Consider the following 20,553-nt stretch of genomic DNA (forward strand, 5'->3'; position numbering starts at 1 on the left):
TACGTCCGGCAAAGAGGAGGTGCTTTAGAAGCACTGATAGTCTGGTTTATCACCCATCTCGAGAATTAGTTTTCCACCGGCGGCAATTGCAGCAAAGGGTATCCGGGGTTGTTTTAATTCTTTACCGTTGAGGTAAGCCTTCTGTATATAGATGTTTTCTTTCGAATTGTTACGTGCTTCGATCGTGAAGGTTTTACCTTTGTAGTAATCCGGATCCAGATGAATGGTTATTTTATTGAATAGCGGGCTGGTCAGTTCCAGTTCCGGGCGGGTGGAAGCACCTCCGTTCATTTCGAACAGACCCAACGCACTCATCACATACCAGCCTCCCATCTGTCCTTCGTCTTCGTCGCCTTCCCAACCATGATAGGGAGTCGAGCCGTAGAAACTATCCAGGATCGCACGCGACCATTTCTGTGCCAGCCACGGTTTACCCGAGTAGTTGAATAGGAACGGAGTACACATGTTTACCTCATTTCCCTGGTTGATATAGAATTCGGCAGACTGTCCCGATGTACGGTCGAAGACATGGGCTGCGAACTTATGCTTTTCCGATTTGATAAAACCATCTTCCAGGCGGCTGTTGAAGAGCTCTTTACCCAGAAAGTCGACCAATCCCGGAATATCGTGCGGTACATACCAGGAATATTGCCAACTGTTTCCTTCGATAAACCCTTTGTTGGAAAAGACATCAAACTCCTTATCCCAGTTACCGAGACTATCCCTGCGCATGACAAATTTCATTTCCGGATGAAATACATTCTTATAATTCATGGAACGTGCCAGTAATGCCTTTCCTTCTTTTTTCTTTCCGAGAGCCAGGGCCAACTGGGAGACACACCAATCGTCGTAAGCATAATCGAGTGTTTTGGATACGACGCTCATTTCCATCGGCATATAACCATACTTAATATAAACGTCCAGTAAAGGATTTCCGCAGTTACCGCCGCAAGGATGATTGATCCCGGGTTCCGTCACATTCTTTGATACGGCTTTGTAAATAGCTTCCCCGTCTTTGCGTATCCCTTTCTGGTAGGCGGCCACCATCAAGGCGGTTTCGTGCGATCCTTCCATGATGCCCGAATATTCGAGTCCGGCTGGTCCTTTATTCGTCCATCCTGTATGTTTGAACATTTCCAGTTGTGTGGTCACCCAATCGTCTACGATGCGGGGGGAGATGATCGACCAAAGGCCGTTCAGATTCCAGAAACTGTTCCAGAAGGCATCGCCGCCGTACATATTACCATGCTCCAGCTGCTGCACGTTTTCGCAGGCATCCCGGTACTGACCGTTCACGTCGTTCCAGGTCTGTTTCCCGGCATAAGCCCGATAGAGGTTGGTATAGAATTTGGTTTTATCCACTTCGTCCTGTCCTTCGATCTCTATTTTGCCGAGCAGTTCGTTCCATTTGTTGCGGGTCTGGGCTACGACACGGTCGAAATCGTATTGCAAAGGAGCCAGTTCCGTTTCCATATTTAATCGGGCCTGGTCGATACTGACCAGCGATAAGCCGGTGGAGACCGTGATACTTTCCCCTTCACCGGTGGTGTAGAGGGCATAAACTCCTATATCGTTTTTACCAACGATGGATTGTATATCTTCTACCTCTTTCCCTTCATTCCATCCGTTCAAGCGGGAAAACGGTTTGCTGAAACGGATGATGAAATGCAGTTTGTAATTATTCCAGCTACTCCACGAGCCCGACTGGCAATCGGCATATCCTTCCAGCTCTGTAGAACTTACTTTGGTGATGCAGGCATCCTTCACGCTGAATCCGTAATCCCATTCGGTAGGGAACAACAGGTCTATCAGTATTCTCGACTCCTTTCTTTCGGGGAAAGTATACCGGTGAATACCGCAGCGGGTAGTAGCCGACAGTTCGGCCTTCACTTCGTGATCGTATAGATAGACGGAATAATATCCCGGGGAGGCTTTCTCCGTCTCTTTCAGTATGCGGGAGTGATATCCGGCGTTCGCACCCTTGTAAGGGGAGTCGACCGACGGGTTCGACAGGGCCAGGTCGGCTGTTGTAGGCATAATCATCAGTCCGCCCATCGTCCAGGCATGCAGGTGGCTGAAACCGGAGACGCTGTTGATGGCGTATTCGTATCCGCCCATCCAGACATTTCCCTGATTATCGGGGCCGAGTTGCACCATGCCGAACGGTTCCTGGGCATACGGCCCGAGCATCCAACGGGAATTGGAAGTGCCGATAAACATATCTACATAATCCACAGGTTCTTTTGTCTTTGCGGAAACCACAGTGGTCAGAAGTGAGAAAGATAAAAACGCATAATGCGCTACTTGTCTTATATTCATGGTATTGCTTATTTACTTACGACAGGCAAAGATATAGGTTTTCTCTTGTCTGGTTTATCACTTTCTGCCGAATCGATTGTATTATTTTCCGATAGATACCCGGATGGGTAAAGAATTACCCAAATTGGGTAAAGCTATGGGTAGTTACCCATGAGTAAAAAGTTACCCATTTCTGCAAGGAGCATATAATCAACCGATTGCAATTTTGGCACGTCATTTGCCTTATTAGGGATGGATAAAAGAACAAACAACGCTAATTGGGTAATGTATTACCCGGAAAGACTTAATTCAATATAATATGAAAAGAAATTTGTTAGTATCTCTATTGATTGGATTCGCTTTGGCAGGGCATGCGGAGACGGAGAACCTCCGGACCATCACCTACGACGAGGCTATTCATATCGCCCTGGGTGAAAGCTATACAGTGAAGTATTATAAGGAAGACATGGATGCTACCCGCTATTCTTACTTGTACACAAAGGCACAATTCAAACCGTTACTTAATTTCGATCTTTTTACCCCTTCGTGGGCGGAAGGGATGACGGAGATCTCGCAGGCCGACGGTTTGCCGGTTTATAACTCTATCGGTTCGCTACAAGTAGGTGGAAACCTAAATTTTACGTACGTGCTGCCTACCGGAGGTAACTTTGCCCTTTCCTCCAAAATGTACTGGGAAAACTACCGTACCACGCTTTCGCAACAGGATTATGAAGAACTGGAACGCGACCAGGTGTATAGCCGTTTCGCCTTATCATTCAATCAACCTATCTTTACGGCCAATAAGTTGAAGGAGAACATGAAGGTGGCCGAACTGGACTTTCGGAAGAGCACCTGTTATTTTACCCGTGTCCAGATGAATATTGTATATAATGTAACCGAAGCATTTTATACGGTATACAAACTGGCTTACGAACATAAGATCAACCAGGACCGCCTGACCAACTCCCGTGAAGCCTACCGTATCACCAAACTGAAACAGGAAACAGGCAACCTTCCCGAAGGAGAAATACTGATTGCCGAAATTACCGTTGCACAGGATGAGGCTCGCGTGATGGAAAGCGAAGGTAAGCTTTCCGCCGCCAAAGACCAGTTCAAATTATTGATCGGCCTTGACCTGAAAGAAGAGATCGACCTGAAAGCGGATATGGAGTTCGAAGCTTTTATCGTTGATATGCAGCAAGCCATCGACGAGGCCCTGAGGAACCGCATGGAGATACAGGAAGATAATCTGGATATCGAGTTGCAGGCCATCGAAGTGAAACGCGCCAAGCGTGAACGGGAGTTCAAAGGAAATATCTCCGCCTATTATGATTTCACGGGACTGAGTACGAGAGGAGAGGGGACGGTAGGCCAGCTGGTCGGTTCATCCTTCGATAATATGCGCGACCGCCCTTCGAACCGCGGTATTGCCTTGACCGTCTCTTACCCGCTGTTGGACTGGGGACGTGCCAAGAACCAGGTACGCCGCGAGCAGGTTCGTCTTAAACAACGTGAACTGAACCTCGATAACACCAAAAGAACCATCGAACAGGAAATCCGTGAGATCGTACGCAGTGTGTATGAAGCCGAGAAGCGTTACCGCATCAACCGCCGTAACCAGGAAGTAGCCATACAGAGCTACCGGATCAGCCAGATGCGTTTCGAGAACGGGGATATGACGAGCCAGGAGCTTTCTATCGAACAGGAGCGTCTTTCGCAGGTGCAGCTGGCATATATCGACAGTTATATTACTTATCGTCTGTCGGTAGCCGACCTGAACCGGAAGACGATGTACGACTTCGAACATAACCGCAGTTTCCTTCCGGAATCGTAATGTTATCAAAAATGGTTAGTAGTGTGATTTATAATCTATTACAGTTTCCTCGTAGTTTCGTGCTTTGGAAACTCCAGTTCCCCGCGCAGGGAACTCCAGTTTCCTGCCCAGGAAATTACAGTTTCCTGCCTGGGGAACTCCGGTTTCCTACTGAGGAAACTGAAGCAGATCAAGGAGCAAATAAAAATAACATAATAAGAAAAAGACAAATGAACGAACACATGAAAAGTATTATCACGGTATTGCTGGTTCTCTTACTGATGCCCTTTGCCGTCCGGTCGCAGGAAAACAGTGAGGCTGCTTTGCTGCTCGATTTGAAAAAGACACGTGCCGACTATGAAGTAGCCAAGCAGAAGTATGAGAACGACACGAAGCTCTTCAACGAAAAAGCCATATCGGCCAACGACTTCAACCGTTCGAAGAACGAGTTGTTGAGTAAGGAGGTCGATTATCAGAAACTGATCCTTAAACTGATCTCGCAGCAGAGTTACATCACCGTCGAACGTGCCGTGAAATATCAGGACCAGCGGGGCGAACGAAAGGTAAAGATCACCCTCAAAAGTGCGCTCGAAGGGAACGAAGAATATCTGAGCCAGTTCCAGGAACATTTCGACGTATTCACTCCAGAAATGCGTTCCGGTAAAATATATAATATATATGTATCGTTAGTAGATAATGAATCGAAGACGATAATCGGTTCGCCGTATGAGTTCCGTGTTCCTTTTATTGAGTTGGGAAAGGTGGCAACAGCCGATTTCGAACTGTTGAAGGATGCCGAGAATCTGACCGTATCGCTGAACTACAACAATCGTAAGGACGAGAAAAATATCTATCTGAAGAAAGACGCAAGCGTGAATGTGATCGATATCTCCTCCATGCAGTTCAGCCAGGAAGCTGACCTGAGCAGTAAAGCGACCTATGATCTGACACTCGAACGTTTCTCCACATCCGACGATGTCTACCGCCTGGAGGTTTTAGACCTGCCGCGCCAGATCAGTTACGACTTTACGGATGGTGAAAGTAAGGTTACCCAGATTAAATTTGCACAGGGGGTAAACATAAAGAAGTTATCTTTGCAAGTCTATTTACCGGATCGCGACGATCAGCAGGTAGTCATCGACAAACCTATTAAATTCCAGGTGCAGACAGTAGGTACAGCTAACGGCGAAAAGGCCGGAAGCGAAAACCTGGAAATCATTCCCCGCGGAAAAGGAAAGATCGAAGTACGTGCCAACAACCTCTATCATGAGACAACGGTCGGCAAGGAAATTACGATGGATGTCACTGTCCGCAACGGAGGAACTCGTCGTCTGGATAACATCAAATTGACAACCGAGAAGCCCTTGGGATGGAATACGAATATCGACCCGGACGTGATCAGTAGCCTCGATCCGGAAAAAGAAGTAACAGTAAAGGTTACTATCATCCCTCCGTCGGATGGTGGAGTAGGTGCCCAGGAAGTCAAGATCAAGACAGAAGCGATGGCAGATAACCGCAAGGTAGATACGGAAGATAAAACGGTACGTATCCAGGTGAATGCTGCCACTTCCATCTTCGGAACCCTCTTCCTGATCCTGCTGCTAGTTGGTTTTATAGGCGGAATTGTTTGGTTCGGGATGAGATTGAGTAAGCGGTAATTTAGAAAAATGTGAACCCAAATGACAGGTTTTGTAGGGGTGGGGTTTGCCCACCCTTTGCGACAATAATATAACAACCGGTGAAGAAGGGCGGGCAGACCCCGCCCCTACGGCCGAACCTGCCTGTTCCATTGTGACGGCGCCTGTAAGGGCGGTTTGCGAACCGCCCCTACCAACGCACTACATTCAAATCTGATAATAATTGAAATAAATAAAAACAACTAAAAAATAAACACTATGTTACAAGCGATTGATTTAACAAAGAGATATGAAGACGGCAACCTGGCCCTCGATTCACTGAACCTGGAAATCAAACCGGGTGAGATATTCTTTCTTCTGGGAGCTAACGGTGCAGGTAAAACAACCTCCATCAATATCTTCCTTAACTTCATCGAACCGACTTCGGGCCATGCCCTGATCGATGGTATCGATGTAATGGAAAATCCGTTGGAGACAAAGAACCATGTCGCTTTCGTTTCTGAAAATGTCATGTTGTACGGAAACTTCACCGCCCGCCAGAACCTCGACTTCTTTGCCCGCCTGGGAGGAAAGACAACACTGACGAAGACGGAGTATTATAACGTTATGCGCCGTGTCGGCCTCCAGGAAGAAGCTTTCGAACGTAAGCTGAAGACCTTCTCCAAAGGTATGCGTCAGAAAGTGGGGCTGGCCATCGCCATTATTAAGGATGCCGACAACATCGTTATGGACGAACCTACTACCGGCCTCGATCCTAAGAGTGCAGCCGAACTGATGCAGATACTGATCAACCTGCGCAATGCCGGTAAAAGTATCCTGATGTGTACCCACGACCTCTTCCGTGCCAAAGCGGTTGCCGACCGGGTCGGCATTATGAAAGAAGGCCGCCTGGTCATGCTTCGTAGCCGTGAAGAGTTCCTTCAGGACGACCTGGAACGTATCTATCTGGATTATATGCAGGAAGCAGTCCTGGAATAAGAATACAAACGATATAATATATTGAATACTATGATTTGGTTAATAGCAAAAAAAGATTTCCTGCTGAACTTGTTGTCAGTCAGGTTTATTATAGGGTTTGTATTGTGTCTGCTGGTGATACCGTTCACGATTATCGTCAGTGTGGATAATTACGAGAACCAGGTACGTGTCTATAAGATCGAACAGGCACAAGCGGATAAGGAGTTGAAGGAATGCCGGGTGTGGTCGGCGGTACGCCCTGCCGTTATACAGGAACCTGAGCCCCTGAGTATCTTTAGTACGGGTATTATCAGCAATATAGGGAATAAGGTAAAGATTGCTTTCTGGGAGTATCCGTTGTTTCCGGAAGGACATACGATCACCCGTGATAATCCGTTGCTGAATGCTTTTTTCTCGATCGACTTCTCGAAAGTAATCGCTATTCTGATCTCGTTGTTGGCGCTTGTCTTCTCGTATGATGCTATCACACGGGAACGGGAGGATGGAACGATGAAATTGACATTTACCGGACAAGTGAGCCGTATCTCTTTCCTGATGGGGAAGTTGTTGGGGTTGTTGCTTACGTTGCTGCCGATTCTGTTATTTTGTTATCTGTTGGCTTGCCTGATTATCGTGGTTAATCCGGGAATATCCTTTTCTGCATCCGACTGGGGTGGCCTGTTATTGCTTTTCCTGACCTCTGTTATTTATATGTTGGTATTTCTTTTGTTAGGAATGTTTATTTCCAGCAGGGTAACGCATTCGTCATCATCTATTATTATCAGCTTGTTATGTTGGATCTGGTTCCTTTTCCTGATGCCTAATATTGCAACTTACCTGGCACAGAGTATTTCAAAGGCGCCGTTATATGACAATGTGCAGGCTGCGATGGAAGATTATGATGATACTTATTATAAAGAATATATGGAAGAATGGCCGCGTGCAGCCCAAAGGGTTAATATGAAGTTCTTGAGTTATAACAATTGTAATGGGGATAATGTGGAGTATCTGGAATTAGCCGGAGGGCCGAAGGAAACACCTTTATTCCATCAGCAGATGCAAATTTGGGCAACCCCTGTCATGTTGAATAATGCGGATAAGAAATGGGCTTTGCAACGCGATTATCTGGATGGATTGATGCGGCAACAACACTTGCAACAGACCATCGCTTGGTTGTCGCCTTCCGAACTGTTTGGTCAAGCCACTGAAGCTTTGTGCCATACTAATGCGAATAGTTTTCTGAAATACATGGATGGCCTTCGTAATTATCGTGAGAGTGTAATAACTTATTTTAAAGACAATAAGTTATTCGAATCTACTGCTTATTTTACCCCTCAGCCTTTGGACGAGTTTCCTACGCAGGCAGAGGTGGATTCGAATGATGGAACTGTAAATAAGAGATATGATAGAGGTTACAGTGAATTTCCGTATCTGGATATCAGTGGAGTTCCCCGTTATATACCTCAATCAGCAACAATTTCAGTTGCTTTGGGTGATGCTTTGGGGCGTTTATGCGCTTTGTTGGGGTTGGCGATCGTCTTGTTGGTCGGTACGATCGTATCGTTTATGAAATATGATGTCAGATAAAAAATAATTACAGTTATGTTTACAACTTTATATATACGGGAATTGCAGAACTACTTGTATAGTCTGCGTTTTCAGGTTTCTTTTGTAATTGTTGTGTTGGTCTTTACCTTGGGGAGTATTTCTTTTACTTCTTCTTTTAAAGATATGCATAATAATTACGCCAAGTATAGCAAGGCACAACAAGAGTCTGTGGCTAAACAAGCCGAAAATGTTTCAAAAGTAGCAACGGCGAGGAATAACTTTGTCACTTCTCCACGTGAAAACAGTGTAATTGCTGATTGTAAAGAAAGTTATTTACCTAACCGAATCCGTTACAGCGCTTACAATGTGTTCGACTATTCGGTGCGTCACGATAGCAACAATCCTTTGTTAAGTCGTGGAGACAGTCTGAGTTGGTCATTCATTGTTTCGATGTTTCTGAGTTTTATTACTTTGCTTTTTGCTTTTGATGCAATCTCAGGGGAGAAAGAGGAGAAGACATTGGCGTTGGTCTTTTCAAATGCTGTACCCCGCCGTACTTTTCTGTGTAGTAAACTGGTGAGTATTGTTACGGTTGTGGGGATGATGGAACTGGTTGGCATTATAATAAGTCTGCTTATTCTGGCAGTTTCCGGGCAAGTACAGTTGAATGGTAGCTTTTTGATGGAAACTGCTGGGTTTATACTGATCAGCCTGTTGTTTATTACTACTTTCGCGGTATTCGGTCTATTTTCATCGGTCGTAACGCGTTATTCAAATATCAGTCTATTAATATCTCTCTGTTTTTGGTTGTTTGCTGCAGTTATTATTCCTAATACATCTGTGTTTTGGGCGAAAAAGCTATTCAGCATACCTTCATCGGAAGATGTAAACCAAAAGCTCCGGGAAGCTAGTGATGATATTAATCGTAATGCTCCAGAGGGAAGTTGGTCATCCAGTGGTAATAATCCATTCTATCCCCGTCATGAGTTACGTGCAAAAAATCAGACTAACCTGATGAATAACGCAAAAAAGTTCAATGACGCTTATTACCTGCAACAATTCCGGCAGTTTGAGCAAACCCGTAATTTCACTTTGCTTTCACCGATTGCACAGTTTGATTATATGAATGAAGCTTTCCTGGGAGGTGGTTATCTCCGTTTCCAGAAGAACTGGAATGATTTACATATTTTCCAGGAACGGTTCCTGCAATGGTTTAAGGATATCGATGCAAAGGATTCCGACAGTCCGCACTGGTATAATCCGTACGAAGATTATTCTACCAGTAAGAAACCGGTAGCAGTCGACCAGATCCCGCAGTATCAGGAGCAGATCGCTTCTTTCGGACAGCGTTTCGAATTTATCGGAGGTTATCTGATCGCTATGATAATCACCATTGCCGTACTGTTTATGGCTTGCTTCTATTTCTTTACAAGATATGATGTGAGATGACTTGAATTGTCAAATAATTAGACACTAACGTCTAATTATTTGACATGTCTGAATAACTGTTGAATTAGTATATTATTGATAATTAATAAGATGTGTTTTTGGCACGCTGTTTGCAATAGTATGGGTGATGTGCCGGAAACATGTTGAAAGATGAACAATAATAGAACAATGTGTGTTTTCAACAATAAAGGGAGCGACTCTTGGCGAATAGCTCCCTCTTTAACCCATAATAAGGTTAACATAATTGATGAGGTTCTCTTTGGCGAGAGACCGAACTCTTCCTCGTGCGTGAGCATAGGGAAGAGATTATTTTTTTAGGCTTTAGCTCCTTTCATGGATAACTTTTCAAGGAAATATACGATAGCAAAGCCGAAGATCATTAGTCCGATGGCTTCCCATAACAATTGATCCGGCAGGATGTTTGTTTCTACCAGTGGCTTGACGACACCGTGACTATCTGTATACGTTTCGATCGTCTCCTTCCATGGCCATACTTTATTCAGCGAACCCAGCATGAACCCGGCAAGTACGGCAATTGTAGTGTCGTGGAATCTGCGTAGAGCAAAAGACAGTACACGTGAAAAAGAAGTAATACCTAAAGCTGCTCCACAAATAAAGACAAGCATGACCGGTATATTAAATGTTTTTACCGCCTCCATAATATAAAAGTATTTACCCAGTAATACCAGGATAAAACTACCTGAAATACCAGGCAGGATCATCGCACAGATGGCGATCGCTCCACAGAGGAAGATAAAGAACAGGTTGGTCGGAGTTTCGGCTGGCGTAGCAACCGTAATATAATAGGCGATAACAGCCCCGATGATAAAACATAGGACCGACTTCCAGTTCCATTGCTTAATGTCTTTCGATACGAACCAGGTAGATGCCAGTACCAAACCAAAGAAAAAAGCCCATACCAGGATCGGATGTGTGACCAACAACCAGGTAATAATCTTAGCTAAGGAAAAAATACTGATACCGATACCGGAAACAAGTGCCAACAGGAAGTTTGCATTGATCACTTTCCAGAATGCTGCAATCTTTCCTGTAAACAGTAATTTCAGGCTGGCTCCGTTTATACTTTTGATCGAATCAATCAGTTCTTCATAAATACCTACAATAAAGGCAATCGTACCACCTGATACTCCGGGGACAACATCTGCCGCCCCCATCCCCATGCCTTTCAAAAGTAAGAGACCGTAGTCTTTTAGATTTCTGTTCATTTAATTGTTATTGTCTTTATTATTGAGGAATTCCTTTGTCAGATCTTCCGGAGGGATGTGTTTGCCCATCAGCTGTTGCTCCACATCGCTAAAGTCAATCCCGGAGTTTTCGAGATACTCTATCAACTCCTGGGGGGAGGTCTGTGAAAAATGCTCACCGAAATGTTTCATATCACCCTTGGCCAGATAGGCCATCGCCAGATGAAGATGCATATAAGGCATGTCGGGGTTCACCTCCATTACCTTTTGATAATATTTGAGTGCTTTCTCTATCTCTCCTTTCATATACAAAAACTGTCCTGCATGGAACAGGCTTTCGTAATCTTCCGGTAGATAATCACTTCCCTGATCCAGTACATCAAACAGGCGTTCGGTAGTGTCGATAGCAAGCTTGTCTTCTCCGTTCTCGACATAGGTTAGTGCCAGTAAAGATAGTATCCGGACATTATTCGGGAATAACTCAACAGCTTTTATCAGCGTATTGGATGCTTCTCGGTCACGGTTTGTTTCCGTACAGCACCGGATAAAGTTGATATAGGCCGCCGGTTCGTTGGTTACGATCTTTTTTCCGATAATATCTCTTAGCATACTGTATGCTCCTTCATAATCCTCCAGCTTAATATAACATTCTGCCATGAGCGGTTTGATGCGCTCCGTCATATCCGAATCAGTTTCGATCTCTTTATATACTTCCAATGCCTTTTCATAATTTTCATTCATATAAAGGCAATAAGCTTTCAGTATTTTCAGTTCGGGGTCCGAATCGTCGCAGGTAAGGGCAAAGTCGAATGCTTCGATTGCCTTGTCGAATTCAGCCTTGATGGAATAGAGACGCCCCAGTGAGAACCAATAGTCGTGCGAATAAGGATCTTTATCGATCAGTTCGTTACATATAGTAATCGCACCGTCGATATCGCCTTCCATTTCCAGGCTATAACATAACTCGTCTTTCAGGTTAAGGTTGTCCGGGAACAAAGCAATGCCACGTTTGATATAATCACGGGCTTCCTTATTCATTTCCATGTCACTTAAAAGAGGAGCGATGTATTCGAAAGCCAACTCGAGATAATCACAGTCTCTCGCCACGATGTCTTCCGTGTATTCGACTATTTTATCGTATTGGTCGAGCATACAAAAGCATTCAAGTCGTAATAAGTCGAGGTCCTGGCTGTCGGTTTCGGCAATGGTGTCGATCAAGGCAAGTGCACTGTCATAATCTTCATTATAAACATAAAAACGGCATTGTCTGATCTGCAAGTCAATATTACCCGGATGAAGTTTTAGCCCTAAGGCTAAAATTTCATCAAAGTATTTATAATCGTCCGATTCTTCAAAACTGTCCAACAGGTCACTTAGTTCGTCTGCATCGAAGTAGGGTTCTTTCCCTTTTTCGCGGGCGTCCAGGTAACGTTGTAACAGGCGTGAAATATCATCTTTTTTCATATATCAGGTAAATTCTCTTTTATCTTGTTTATTATGCTTTATCCTTCACTTTGCTCCAGGTATCTTTCAGGGATACGGTGCGGTTGAAGATCAGCTTTTCCGGCGTTGAATCTTTGTCTACGTTGAAATAACCGATACGCTGGAATTGCAGGTAATCATACGGTTTGGCATTTGCCAGGTATTTTTCTACGTAACAATTAGTAAGTATGTTTAATGAGTCCGGATTGATGATCTCTTTCATCGCATCCAGAACAGAACAGTCCTTTGCTTCGCGGATAGCAGCCAGTTCGTCACGTGGATTTTCTACTTTCCAGAGACGGTCGTATAAGCGGACTTCGGCAGGCAGGCTGTGGGCACAACTCAGCCAGTGCAGGGTACCTTTTACCTTACGGTTGCTATCGGGCATACCGCTTTTGGTATTCGGGTCATATTCGCAATATACTTCTACTACTTCGCCGGCATCATTCTTTTTGCAACCGGTACATTTCACGATATAGGCATTCTTCAGACGTACTTCCTGTCCCGGAGTCATGCGGAAAAACTTCTTCGGTGCATCTTCCATGAAATCGTCTCTTTCCATCCACAGTTCGCGGCTGAATTCGATCTGGTGGGTTCCTGCCGTTTCATCTTCCGGGTTATTGATGGCTTCCATTTCTTCCACTTTTCCTTCCGGATAGTTGGTGATGATCAGTTTGACCGGGTCAAGAACGGCCGATACACGTGTGGCACGGGCATTCAGGTCTTCACGAACGGCGCTTTCCAACAAGGCAAACTCGTTCAGGGCATCGTAAGTGGTGTAGCCGATCTTATCGACAAACTTACGGATAGATTCGGGAGAATAACCACGGCGACGGAATGCACAGATAGTCGGCATGCGGGGATCGTCCCAGCCGTCGACCAACTTTTCTTTTACCAGTGTAAGCAAGTTACGCTTACTCATCAGCGTATAACTCAGGTTCAGTTTATTGAACTCGGTCTGACGGGGACGGTTGTCGTCGAGGTCTTTACCTTCTTTCAACCAATCGATGAACAGGTCGTACAATGGGCGGTGTACCACGAATTCCAGGGTACAAAGTGAATGCGTAACGCCTTCGAAGAAGTCGCTCTGTCCATGTGCAAAGTCATACATCGGATACACTTTCCACTTATCACCTGTACGGTGGTGATGTGCGGATGTTACCACACGATAGATGATCGGGTCGCGGAAATGCATATTTGAATTAGCCATGTCGATCTTGGCACGCAATACCATAGCACCTTCTTCCACTTCTCCGTCACTCATCTTCTGGAACAAAGCCAGGTTTTCTTCGATGGGACGGTCGCGGTACGGACTGTTGATACCCGGTTGGGTAGGGGTTCCTTTTTGCTGGGCGATAACTTCCGAACTTTGTTCGTCGATATAGGCTTTTCCTTCCTTGATCAGACGGACGGCAAAATCCCATAACTGCTGGAAATAGTCGGATGCGTAATAGATGTTATTCCAATGAAATCCGAGCCATTCTATATCTTCTTTTATTGCATCGACATACTCTACATCTTCCTTTACCGGATTAGTGTCGTCGAAACGAAGGTTACAAACCCCGTTGTAACGTTCTGCCATGCCGAAGTCCAGGCAAATTGCTTTGGCGTGTCCGATATGCAGGTAACCGTTGGGTTCGGGTGGGAAACGAGTTTGTACGCGTCCGCCGTTTTTACCTTCTGCTAAATCCTTCTCAACATTTGCTTCAATAAAATTCAGGCTCTTTTTGCCTTCTTCTTCGTTCGTTCTGATATCGCTCATATCTGTTATAAATATGTTATTTCTTTTTAACGGAGCAAAGGTAGCGATTTCTTTACTTGCTACATAGCGATACAAGTTTTTTCCTATATTTGTGGCTTAATTTTATCGAACAGATTATAATACATCCGTATGGAATACTTCAATCTTCTGGTTGATTTTGTACTGCACATCGATGCTCACTTGGCAGCACTTGTATCGACTTATGGCATTTGGATATATGCCATTTTATTCCTGATCATTTTTTGTGAAACAGGACTGGTAGTAACTCCTTTTCTTCCTGGCGATTCATTGTTATTTGTGGCTGGAGCTTTAGCTGCTTTGCCGGGTAACCCGATGAATGTGCATCTTATTGTAGGGGTTTTGATCGTTGCGGCAGTGCTGGGGGATGCCTCTAACTATATAATAGGCAGACTGTTCGGGGAAAGGATGTTTAGTAATCCTAACTCAAAGATCTTTAAACAAAGTTATCTGGAGAAGACACATAAATTTTATGAAAAGCACGGGGGGAAAACAATTATTCTGGCACGTTTTGTCCCTATTGTAAGGACTTTTGCCCCGTTTGTAGCCGGTATGGGACATATGAGTTACCGGCATTTTGCTTCATACAATGTGATAGGAGGGGTGATCTGGGTGGTTCTCTTTTCGTATGCCGGTTATTTTTTCGGCGGAATGGAGATCGTTCAGAAGAATCTGGAACTTTTGATTGTCCTTATCATCTTTATCTCCATTCTGCCGGGAGTTTTTGAAGTTGTCAGAAATAAATATTTCGTTAAAACAAACTGATCAATAAGGCAATATTCAATACCGTAACCAACGTTCCCAATAATAGGAGAAGGATGGTGGTCGAACGTGAATTGACGTATACACCCATTACTTTCTTGCTCGAGGTAAGATACACCTGTGTAAAGACTGTGATCGGTAACTGTACGCTCAATAGCATCTGTGAAAGGATCAGTCCTTTGAACGGGTCACCGATCACAAAAATAATAAATAGTGCCGGGACGAACGACAGGATAACTCCTAACTTGGAGTGTAAGTCTTTATGATTATATGCTTCCCCGTAAAAGCCGGCAAAGATGGAAGCTCCTGCAATACCGGATGTGATGGTGGATGAGATACCTGCCAGTAACAGGGCAGCTGCGAAGATAACACCGGCATTGCTTCCAACGAGAGGAACCAATAGCTGTTGTGCCTGGTCGAGTTCATCGACCGTTACTTTTTCTTTGAAGAAAGTGGCGGCGGCCAGGATGATCATAGCTGAGTTGATAGCCCAACCGATCACCATCGAAAGAAGTGTATCGTAAAACTCGTATTTCAATTGTTTCTTGATCACAGACTCGTCTTCGAGGTTCCATTCGCGACTCTGGATCACTTCCGAGTGTAGGAAGAGGTTATGCGGCATGACCACGGCGCCGAGTACACTCATGATGATCAACATAGAATTCGGTGGAAACGATGGCTTTACCCACCCTTGTATGGCTTCTCCCCAATGAACGTCTACCAATGCCAGTTCATAAAGAAACGACAGTCCGATGATGGAGACGAACATGATGATCCAGCGTTCTATTTTGCTGTATGTGTTGCTGAGCAACATAATCAGGCAGGCCAGGGTAATAATGACTGCTCCGATCTTGATCGGCATGCCGAACAGCATACGCAGGGCGATAGCGCCACCCAGTATTTCCGCCAGCGAAGTGGATATACTGGCCAACATAGCAGAGCCGAGGATAGGGCGGCTGAGTGTACGGGGCAGGTATTTGTTGGTTGCTTCCGACAGGCACAGCCCGGTTACGATTCCGAGGTGGGCCACGTTGTGCTGGATGATGATCAGCATAATGGAAGAAAAGGTAACTACCCATAACAGGGCATATCCGAATTCAGATCCGGCAGCCAGGTTGGTCGCCCAGTTTCCGGGATCGATGAAGCCAACGGTGACCAATAGGCCGGGGCCAATGTATTTCAGTAAGTCTAATCCGCCGGAACGCGGTTTGTGATTGATTTTGAGTTTGTCTAGAAGTTTCATTTTTAGTCTTATCTTTTTGTTATCATTTTGCCTCGAATCCCTTTAGGGGAATGTCAGAACGAACGACGTTCGGTTTATAGCCGGATTGCTCTTTAAAGCAATGCTACCTCCTGAAAGACGCATGATCTGCCGTGAGATAGAAAGTCCGATGCCGCTTCCACCTTCCTTAGTGGTAAAGAACGGAACAAAGATATGTTCTGCTTCTTCCGGTGGGATAACCGGACCGTTATTGCTGACTTCGATGACCACGGATTCATCCGGATTGCAATAAGCTTTCAGTTCGATATGTCCGTCCGACTGTTCTCTGCCTATAGCCTGCATTCCGTTTTTCAGCAGATTTAAAACCACCTGAGTGATCAGGTTCTCGTCGGCATAAACAATCAGGTCGGCCGGTTCTATACTTATATTAATCGTTATATTAGGATAATTGTTGTGATGGCGTGCCAGATTTATCATTCTTTCTGCGAATTTCTGCACATAGAACAACGAAGGTTCCGGGGTTGGTATGTGGGTGAATTTGCGATAAGACTCTACGAATGATATCAGCGTCTTACCGGTCGTACTGATCACTTCCAACCCGTTACGTATTTCGCTGTCGGCATCTTCATGCAGAGAGAGTAGCGTGTCGCTCAGGGAGGTGATAGGGGTGACGGAGTTCATGATCTCATGGGTCAATACACGAGTCAGGCGTATCCATGAGTCGATTTCCTTGTCGTCCAGTTCGCTGTTGATGTCGTTGATTGCCAGGATGCGCACATGTTTATCCTGTAATGTCATTTCGGAGACGCGAATCGACAGGTTGACGGTTCCGCGTTCATTGATAAATGAAATCTGGTGCTTGTCTCCCGGACGTATATCGGTGATCGTCTGTTGCAGTTTTTCGTCTATGCGTGTCAGTTGTTTAACATGGGTGAATACGGAGAGACCGAGTAAACGCAAGGCCTCGTTGTTGGTTTGATAGATATTCCCTATATCATCCAGCACTATAATACCGGTATTTACAGAGTTCATGATCAACTCGTAGTACTTTTCTTTTTGCACGGCATCTGCTTTTGCCTGGAAAAGTATTTGAGTGATACGGTTTAGCGATTCGCTTACCAGTTTGTCGTTCGATGAACGTCCTCGGGTGGCATACTGGAAAGCATAATCACTATTGTCGATTGCATCGAACATAAAAGCAACCTTCTGGGCATTTCGTTTGAACAGGCTACGCATCATCTGCATGGAATACAACCAGCCGATAAAGACAAGGATGAACCATTCCCATTTATGGGTGATTGCCGCATAGGTCCCGGCTGCGGTTAGTATTCCAAACAAGCCCAGACGGAAAGTGAGACTGTGGTAGATGCCTTTTAACATAAGAATGATTGCCTGTTAGACATTATAATTCGTAGCGTTTTATTTTGTTGTATAATGTCTGACGGGAAATTCCCAACTGGCTTGCAACAAGTGACAGGTTACCATTGTACTTATCCATGGCATTTTTAATCATGTTGTATTCCATCTCCTCGAGGGTAGTAACTTCTTTCATCGGTGAATCCTTCTTACGGGGGAAATCGAAGTCGCTACTTTCAAGTGTGTCGCCTTCACTGATTATGACCGCTTTTTCGATGGTATGCTCCAGTTCACGGATATTACCGAACCAGGGCTGTTGTTTCAGCTTCTCTTTGGCCTCGGAGCTGAGACGCATGGATGGTTTACCATATATATTCGTGTATTTAGCCAGGAATATTTCGGTAAGAGGAACAATGTCTTCCGGTCGTTCACGGAGGGATGGTATTTCCACATGGATTGTATTGATACGATACAAAAGGTCTTCGCGGAACAGTTCTTTCTGTACCATCTCCTGCAGATCACGGTTCGTGGCGCAGATCAGGCGGATATTGATAGGAATAGGGGTGTTGCTTCCTACGCGGACGATACTTCTGCGTTGAAGGGCAGTCAATAGTTTAGCTTGTAAATGATAAGAAAGGTTTCCTATCTCATCCAGGAACAATGTGCCGTTGTTAGCAGCTTCAAATTTACCCGGACGATCGGCACGTGCATCGGTGAAAGCTCCTTTCATATGACCGAACAACTCACTTTCGAACAGTGTTTCGGTAATAGCTCCCATATCTACCGGAACCATTGCTTCTTTTTTACGGTTCGAGAGGATATGGATTTCCCTGGCCAGCATTTCTTTACCCGTACCGTTCTCACCGGTGATCAGAATATTGGCATCTGTTTTGGCAACCTTCTCTATCAGGTTACGGAGTTGTTGCATAGCGTTACTTTCTCCCCAGAACATACCGCTTTCTTTGGAAATGACTTGTTTATTATTTTCATGAGGGATGCCTTTGCGGTTTGCCATCCGTATGTCGTAAGCTGTTTTCAACGTTTCCAGTAACTTGGCATTGTTCCAGGGTTTTACAACGAAATCGGTTGCTCCTTCCTTTATTCCTCTTACTGCCAGGTCGATATCGGCGTAGGCCGTGAATAAGACGACCTGAACCGACGGTTCTTCTTTTTTTATTTCGGAAAGCCAGAATAACCCTTCGTTTCCGGTATTGATCCCCGCACTGAAGTTCATATCCAACAACACCACATCTACATCTTCATTATGTAATGTAGTCTTTATTTTGTTGGGGGTAGAAATCGTTATCACTTTTTCAAAACAGGTACCTAACAGCATCTGTACTGCGGTCAGAATCCCTTTGTTGTCGTCTACAACCAGTATGGTGCCTTGTTTAGCCATCGTAATAATGTATTTAGTAATGCAAAGATACAGGTTCGGTTTTATACTTCCTAACCTGTGTCTAATATTTAGACAGATAAAGTAGGAGGGGCAAACGGATAATTATCGTTTGTCTAATATTTATACACCACTGTCTAATTTTTTTACACTTCAGAGAATTAGATAAATTGTCAATCTGTTGATAAATAAAGTATTATATAGTTTGGCACGCTCTTTGCCCTTCTATAGGCAGAAAATAACACAAAAATGAAACAGATAATATTGACATCGGTTCTTTCGTTTAGCCTGGCAACAGTTGCCGTGGCCCAGGAAAAACTCTGGACAATGGATGAATGTATGCATTACGCCGTAGAAAACAGTCCTAAGGTAAAAAAACAAGCTTATACGAGCGACTCTTATAAGGCTGAGTTAAATTCGGCAGTTGCTTCATTTTTCCCGTCTATGAGTGCAAGTGTAGGAGCAAAGTATGGTTTTGGACGTTCTATTGACCCCAAGACAAATGCCTATAATAATACTTCTACCTTTAATAATGGATATGGGGTAGATGTTTCCATTCCTATCTTTAATGGTGGACAGTTGGTGAACCAGTGGCGGATGGCAAAAGCAAATCGTCAGTTGGGTATGAACGATATCCAAAAAGAGAAGGATGATTTGGCCATTAATACTATGACTGCTTTTATGGATGTGGTATATTATCAGGGAACAGTCAAACTGGCTGCCCAGCAATTGGAAGAGAACAGCCGGATCCTGTATAGAACCCGTCGCCAGGAAGAGTTGGGACTGAAAGGAAAAGCGGATGTGGCGCAGATCGAAGCCCAGGTAGCAGCAAACGATTATAACCTGACTCACCAGCAGAACTTGTTTAATACAGCTTTATTGACTTTAAAACAAAATATGAATTTCCCTTCGGATATGGAGCTGGATGTCGATACCCTGTTGCTTGATAAATCCTATGCAACCATGATGGAGTCTGTAGACGAAATTTACGGTTATGCATCCGACAATAATCCGGTTGCCTTACAGGCCAAACTGCAATTGAAATCGTATAAGATGCAATATCTGATGGCTAAAGGACGCTTGTTGCCAAGTATCTCTTTTAGTGCGGGTATTTCTACGAATTACTTTGAAGATTTAAAAGTAGACAAAACGGTTGAGGGCTACGAACCGTCTCCTTCATTTGGTAGTCAGTTCAAGAACAACCGAGGTGAATATATCTCTTTTAACCTGAGTTTTCCGCTTTTTGACGGTTTGAGCCGTCTAACCAATGTACGTAAAGCACGTAATAGTGTACGTATCGCCCAAGAACAGCAAACCGAAGTGCTTCGCCAGTTACAGACCGCTATCGAACAGGCCATCCTCGACCGTGAAGGGTATGCCAAGGAAACGATACAGATGGAAAAGAAGGCCAAGGCTGATGAAATTGCTTATCAGGTTACACTTCGCAAGTTCGAAGAAGGTCTGATGAGTCCGATCGATTTGCAAACCAGCGCTAATACACTACTCTTGTCGAAAGCAGACCTGTTGCAACGGAAACTGATGTATCTGATGAAATGTAAACTGGTTGACTATTATAAAGGTAAACCTTTGATTGAAGGCATAAATTAAGAATCAGACAGAAAAGATAGAACAGATAATAAGAAATAAA

14 protein-coding genes are annotated in these 20,553 nt (G+C 44.5%); 7 read left to right on the forward strand and 7 right to left on the reverse strand.

Annotated elements, in window-relative coordinates; genetic code table 11:
- Positions 1 to 24 precede the first annotated feature (24 nt).
- Positions 25 to 2,319 carry a GH92 family glycosyl hydrolase gene (locus M1P97_RS02550; RefSeq protein WP_249388305.1) on the reverse strand — a complete coding sequence of 765 codons (2,295 nt, stop codon included), beginning with the start codon at positions 2,317 to 2,319 and terminating at the stop codon, positions 25 to 27.
- A gap of 298 nt (positions 2,320 to 2,617) precedes the next feature.
- On the opposite strand from M1P97_RS02550, the gene M1P97_RS02555 reads away from it, so the two are divergent.
- The 5 genes from M1P97_RS02555 (at position 2,618) to M1P97_RS02575 (ending at position 9,702) form a co-directional block, all read left to right on the forward strand.
- A complete protein-coding gene (locus tag M1P97_RS02555; protein ID WP_195372717.1) occupies positions 2,618 to 4,132 on the forward strand; it encodes a TolC family protein in 1,515 nt (504 codons plus the stop codon).
- A 221-nt stretch (positions 4,133 to 4,353) separates the two neighbouring features.
- A complete protein-coding gene (locus M1P97_RS02560) occupies positions 4,354 to 5,769 on the forward strand; it encodes a COG1470 family protein (protein WP_229058487.1) in 1,416 nt (471 codons plus the stop codon).
- A gap of 237 nt (positions 5,770 to 6,006) precedes the next feature.
- Entirely contained in the window at positions 6,007 to 6,726 is a 720-nt protein-coding gene (locus M1P97_RS02565; RefSeq protein ID WP_129732997.1) for an ABC transporter ATP-binding protein, read from the forward strand.
- A gap of 30 nt (positions 6,727 to 6,756) precedes the next feature.
- Complete coding sequence (locus M1P97_RS02570; protein ID WP_195372715.1) at positions 6,757 to 8,292, forward strand: ABC transporter permease subunit; 1,536 nt, start codon at positions 6,757 to 6,759, stop codon at positions 8,290 to 8,292.
- Positions 8,293 to 8,307: 15 nt separating this feature from the next.
- Complete coding sequence (locus M1P97_RS02575) at positions 8,308 to 9,702, forward strand: ABC transporter permease (protein ID WP_249388306.1); 1,395 nt, start codon at positions 8,308 to 8,310, stop codon at positions 9,700 to 9,702.
- A 314-nt stretch (positions 9,703 to 10,016) separates the two neighbouring features.
- Here M1P97_RS02575 and M1P97_RS02580 read toward each other — a convergent pair whose 3' ends face one another.
- From M1P97_RS02580 to M1P97_RS02590, 3 genes are read right to left on the reverse strand one after another with little or no spacing between them, the layout of a single operon-like run.
- Entirely contained in the window at positions 10,017 to 10,928 is a 912-nt protein-coding gene (locus M1P97_RS02580) for a DUF368 domain-containing protein (RefSeq protein ID WP_195372713.1), read from the reverse strand.
- Positions 10,929 to 12,371 carry a tetratricopeptide repeat protein gene (locus M1P97_RS02585; protein ID WP_249388307.1) on the reverse strand — a complete coding sequence of 481 codons (1,443 nt, stop codon included), beginning with the start codon at positions 12,369 to 12,371 and terminating at the stop codon, positions 10,929 to 10,931.
- A 31-nt stretch (positions 12,372 to 12,402) separates the two neighbouring features.
- On the reverse strand, positions 12,403 to 14,151 hold the full coding sequence (locus tag M1P97_RS02590; RefSeq protein ID WP_195372711.1) for a glutamine--tRNA ligase/YqeY domain fusion protein: 1,749 nt from the start codon (positions 14,149 to 14,151) through the stop codon (positions 12,403 to 12,405).
- A gap of 129 nt (positions 14,152 to 14,280) precedes the next feature.
- Here M1P97_RS02590 and M1P97_RS02595 point away from each other — a divergent pair, with 129 nt between their 5' ends.
- Positions 14,281 to 14,934, forward strand: a complete 654-nt coding sequence (locus M1P97_RS02595) for a DedA family protein (RefSeq protein ID WP_075558033.1) — start codon at positions 14,281 to 14,283, stop codon at positions 14,932 to 14,934.
- Here M1P97_RS02595 and M1P97_RS02600 read toward each other — a convergent pair.
- From M1P97_RS02600 to M1P97_RS02610, 3 genes are read right to left on the reverse strand one after another with little or no spacing between them, the layout of a single operon-like run.
- Entirely contained in the window at positions 14,921 to 16,174 is a 1,254-nt protein-coding gene (locus M1P97_RS02600) for an Nramp family divalent metal transporter (protein ID WP_195372710.1), read from the reverse strand. The two genes, M1P97_RS02595 and M1P97_RS02600, sit on opposite strands and share 14 nt — an antisense overlap.
- 42 nt (positions 16,175 to 16,216) lie before the next feature.
- Complete coding sequence (locus M1P97_RS02605; protein WP_195372709.1) at positions 16,217 to 17,533, reverse strand: sensor histidine kinase; 1,317 nt, start codon at positions 17,531 to 17,533, stop codon at positions 16,217 to 16,219.
- A gap of 22 nt (positions 17,534 to 17,555) precedes the next feature.
- The gene (locus M1P97_RS02610) at positions 17,556 to 18,908 is read right to left on the reverse strand and encodes a sigma-54-dependent transcriptional regulator (RefSeq protein WP_195372708.1); all 1,353 of its coding nucleotides are present in this window, start codon (positions 18,906 to 18,908) and stop codon (positions 17,556 to 17,558) included.
- A 246-nt stretch (positions 18,909 to 19,154) separates the two neighbouring features.
- On the opposite strand from M1P97_RS02610, the gene M1P97_RS02615 reads away from it, so the two are divergent.
- On the forward strand, positions 19,155 to 20,513 hold the full coding sequence (locus M1P97_RS02615) for a TolC family protein (protein ID WP_249388308.1): 1,359 nt from the start codon (positions 19,155 to 19,157) through the stop codon (positions 20,511 to 20,513).
- The last annotated feature ends 40 nt before the right edge of the window (positions 20,514 to 20,553 follow it).

The organism is Parabacteroides leei (genome assembly GCF_023369805.1).
GTDB lineage: Bacteria > Bacteroidota > Bacteroidia > Bacteroidales > Tannerellaceae > Parabacteroides > Parabacteroides leei.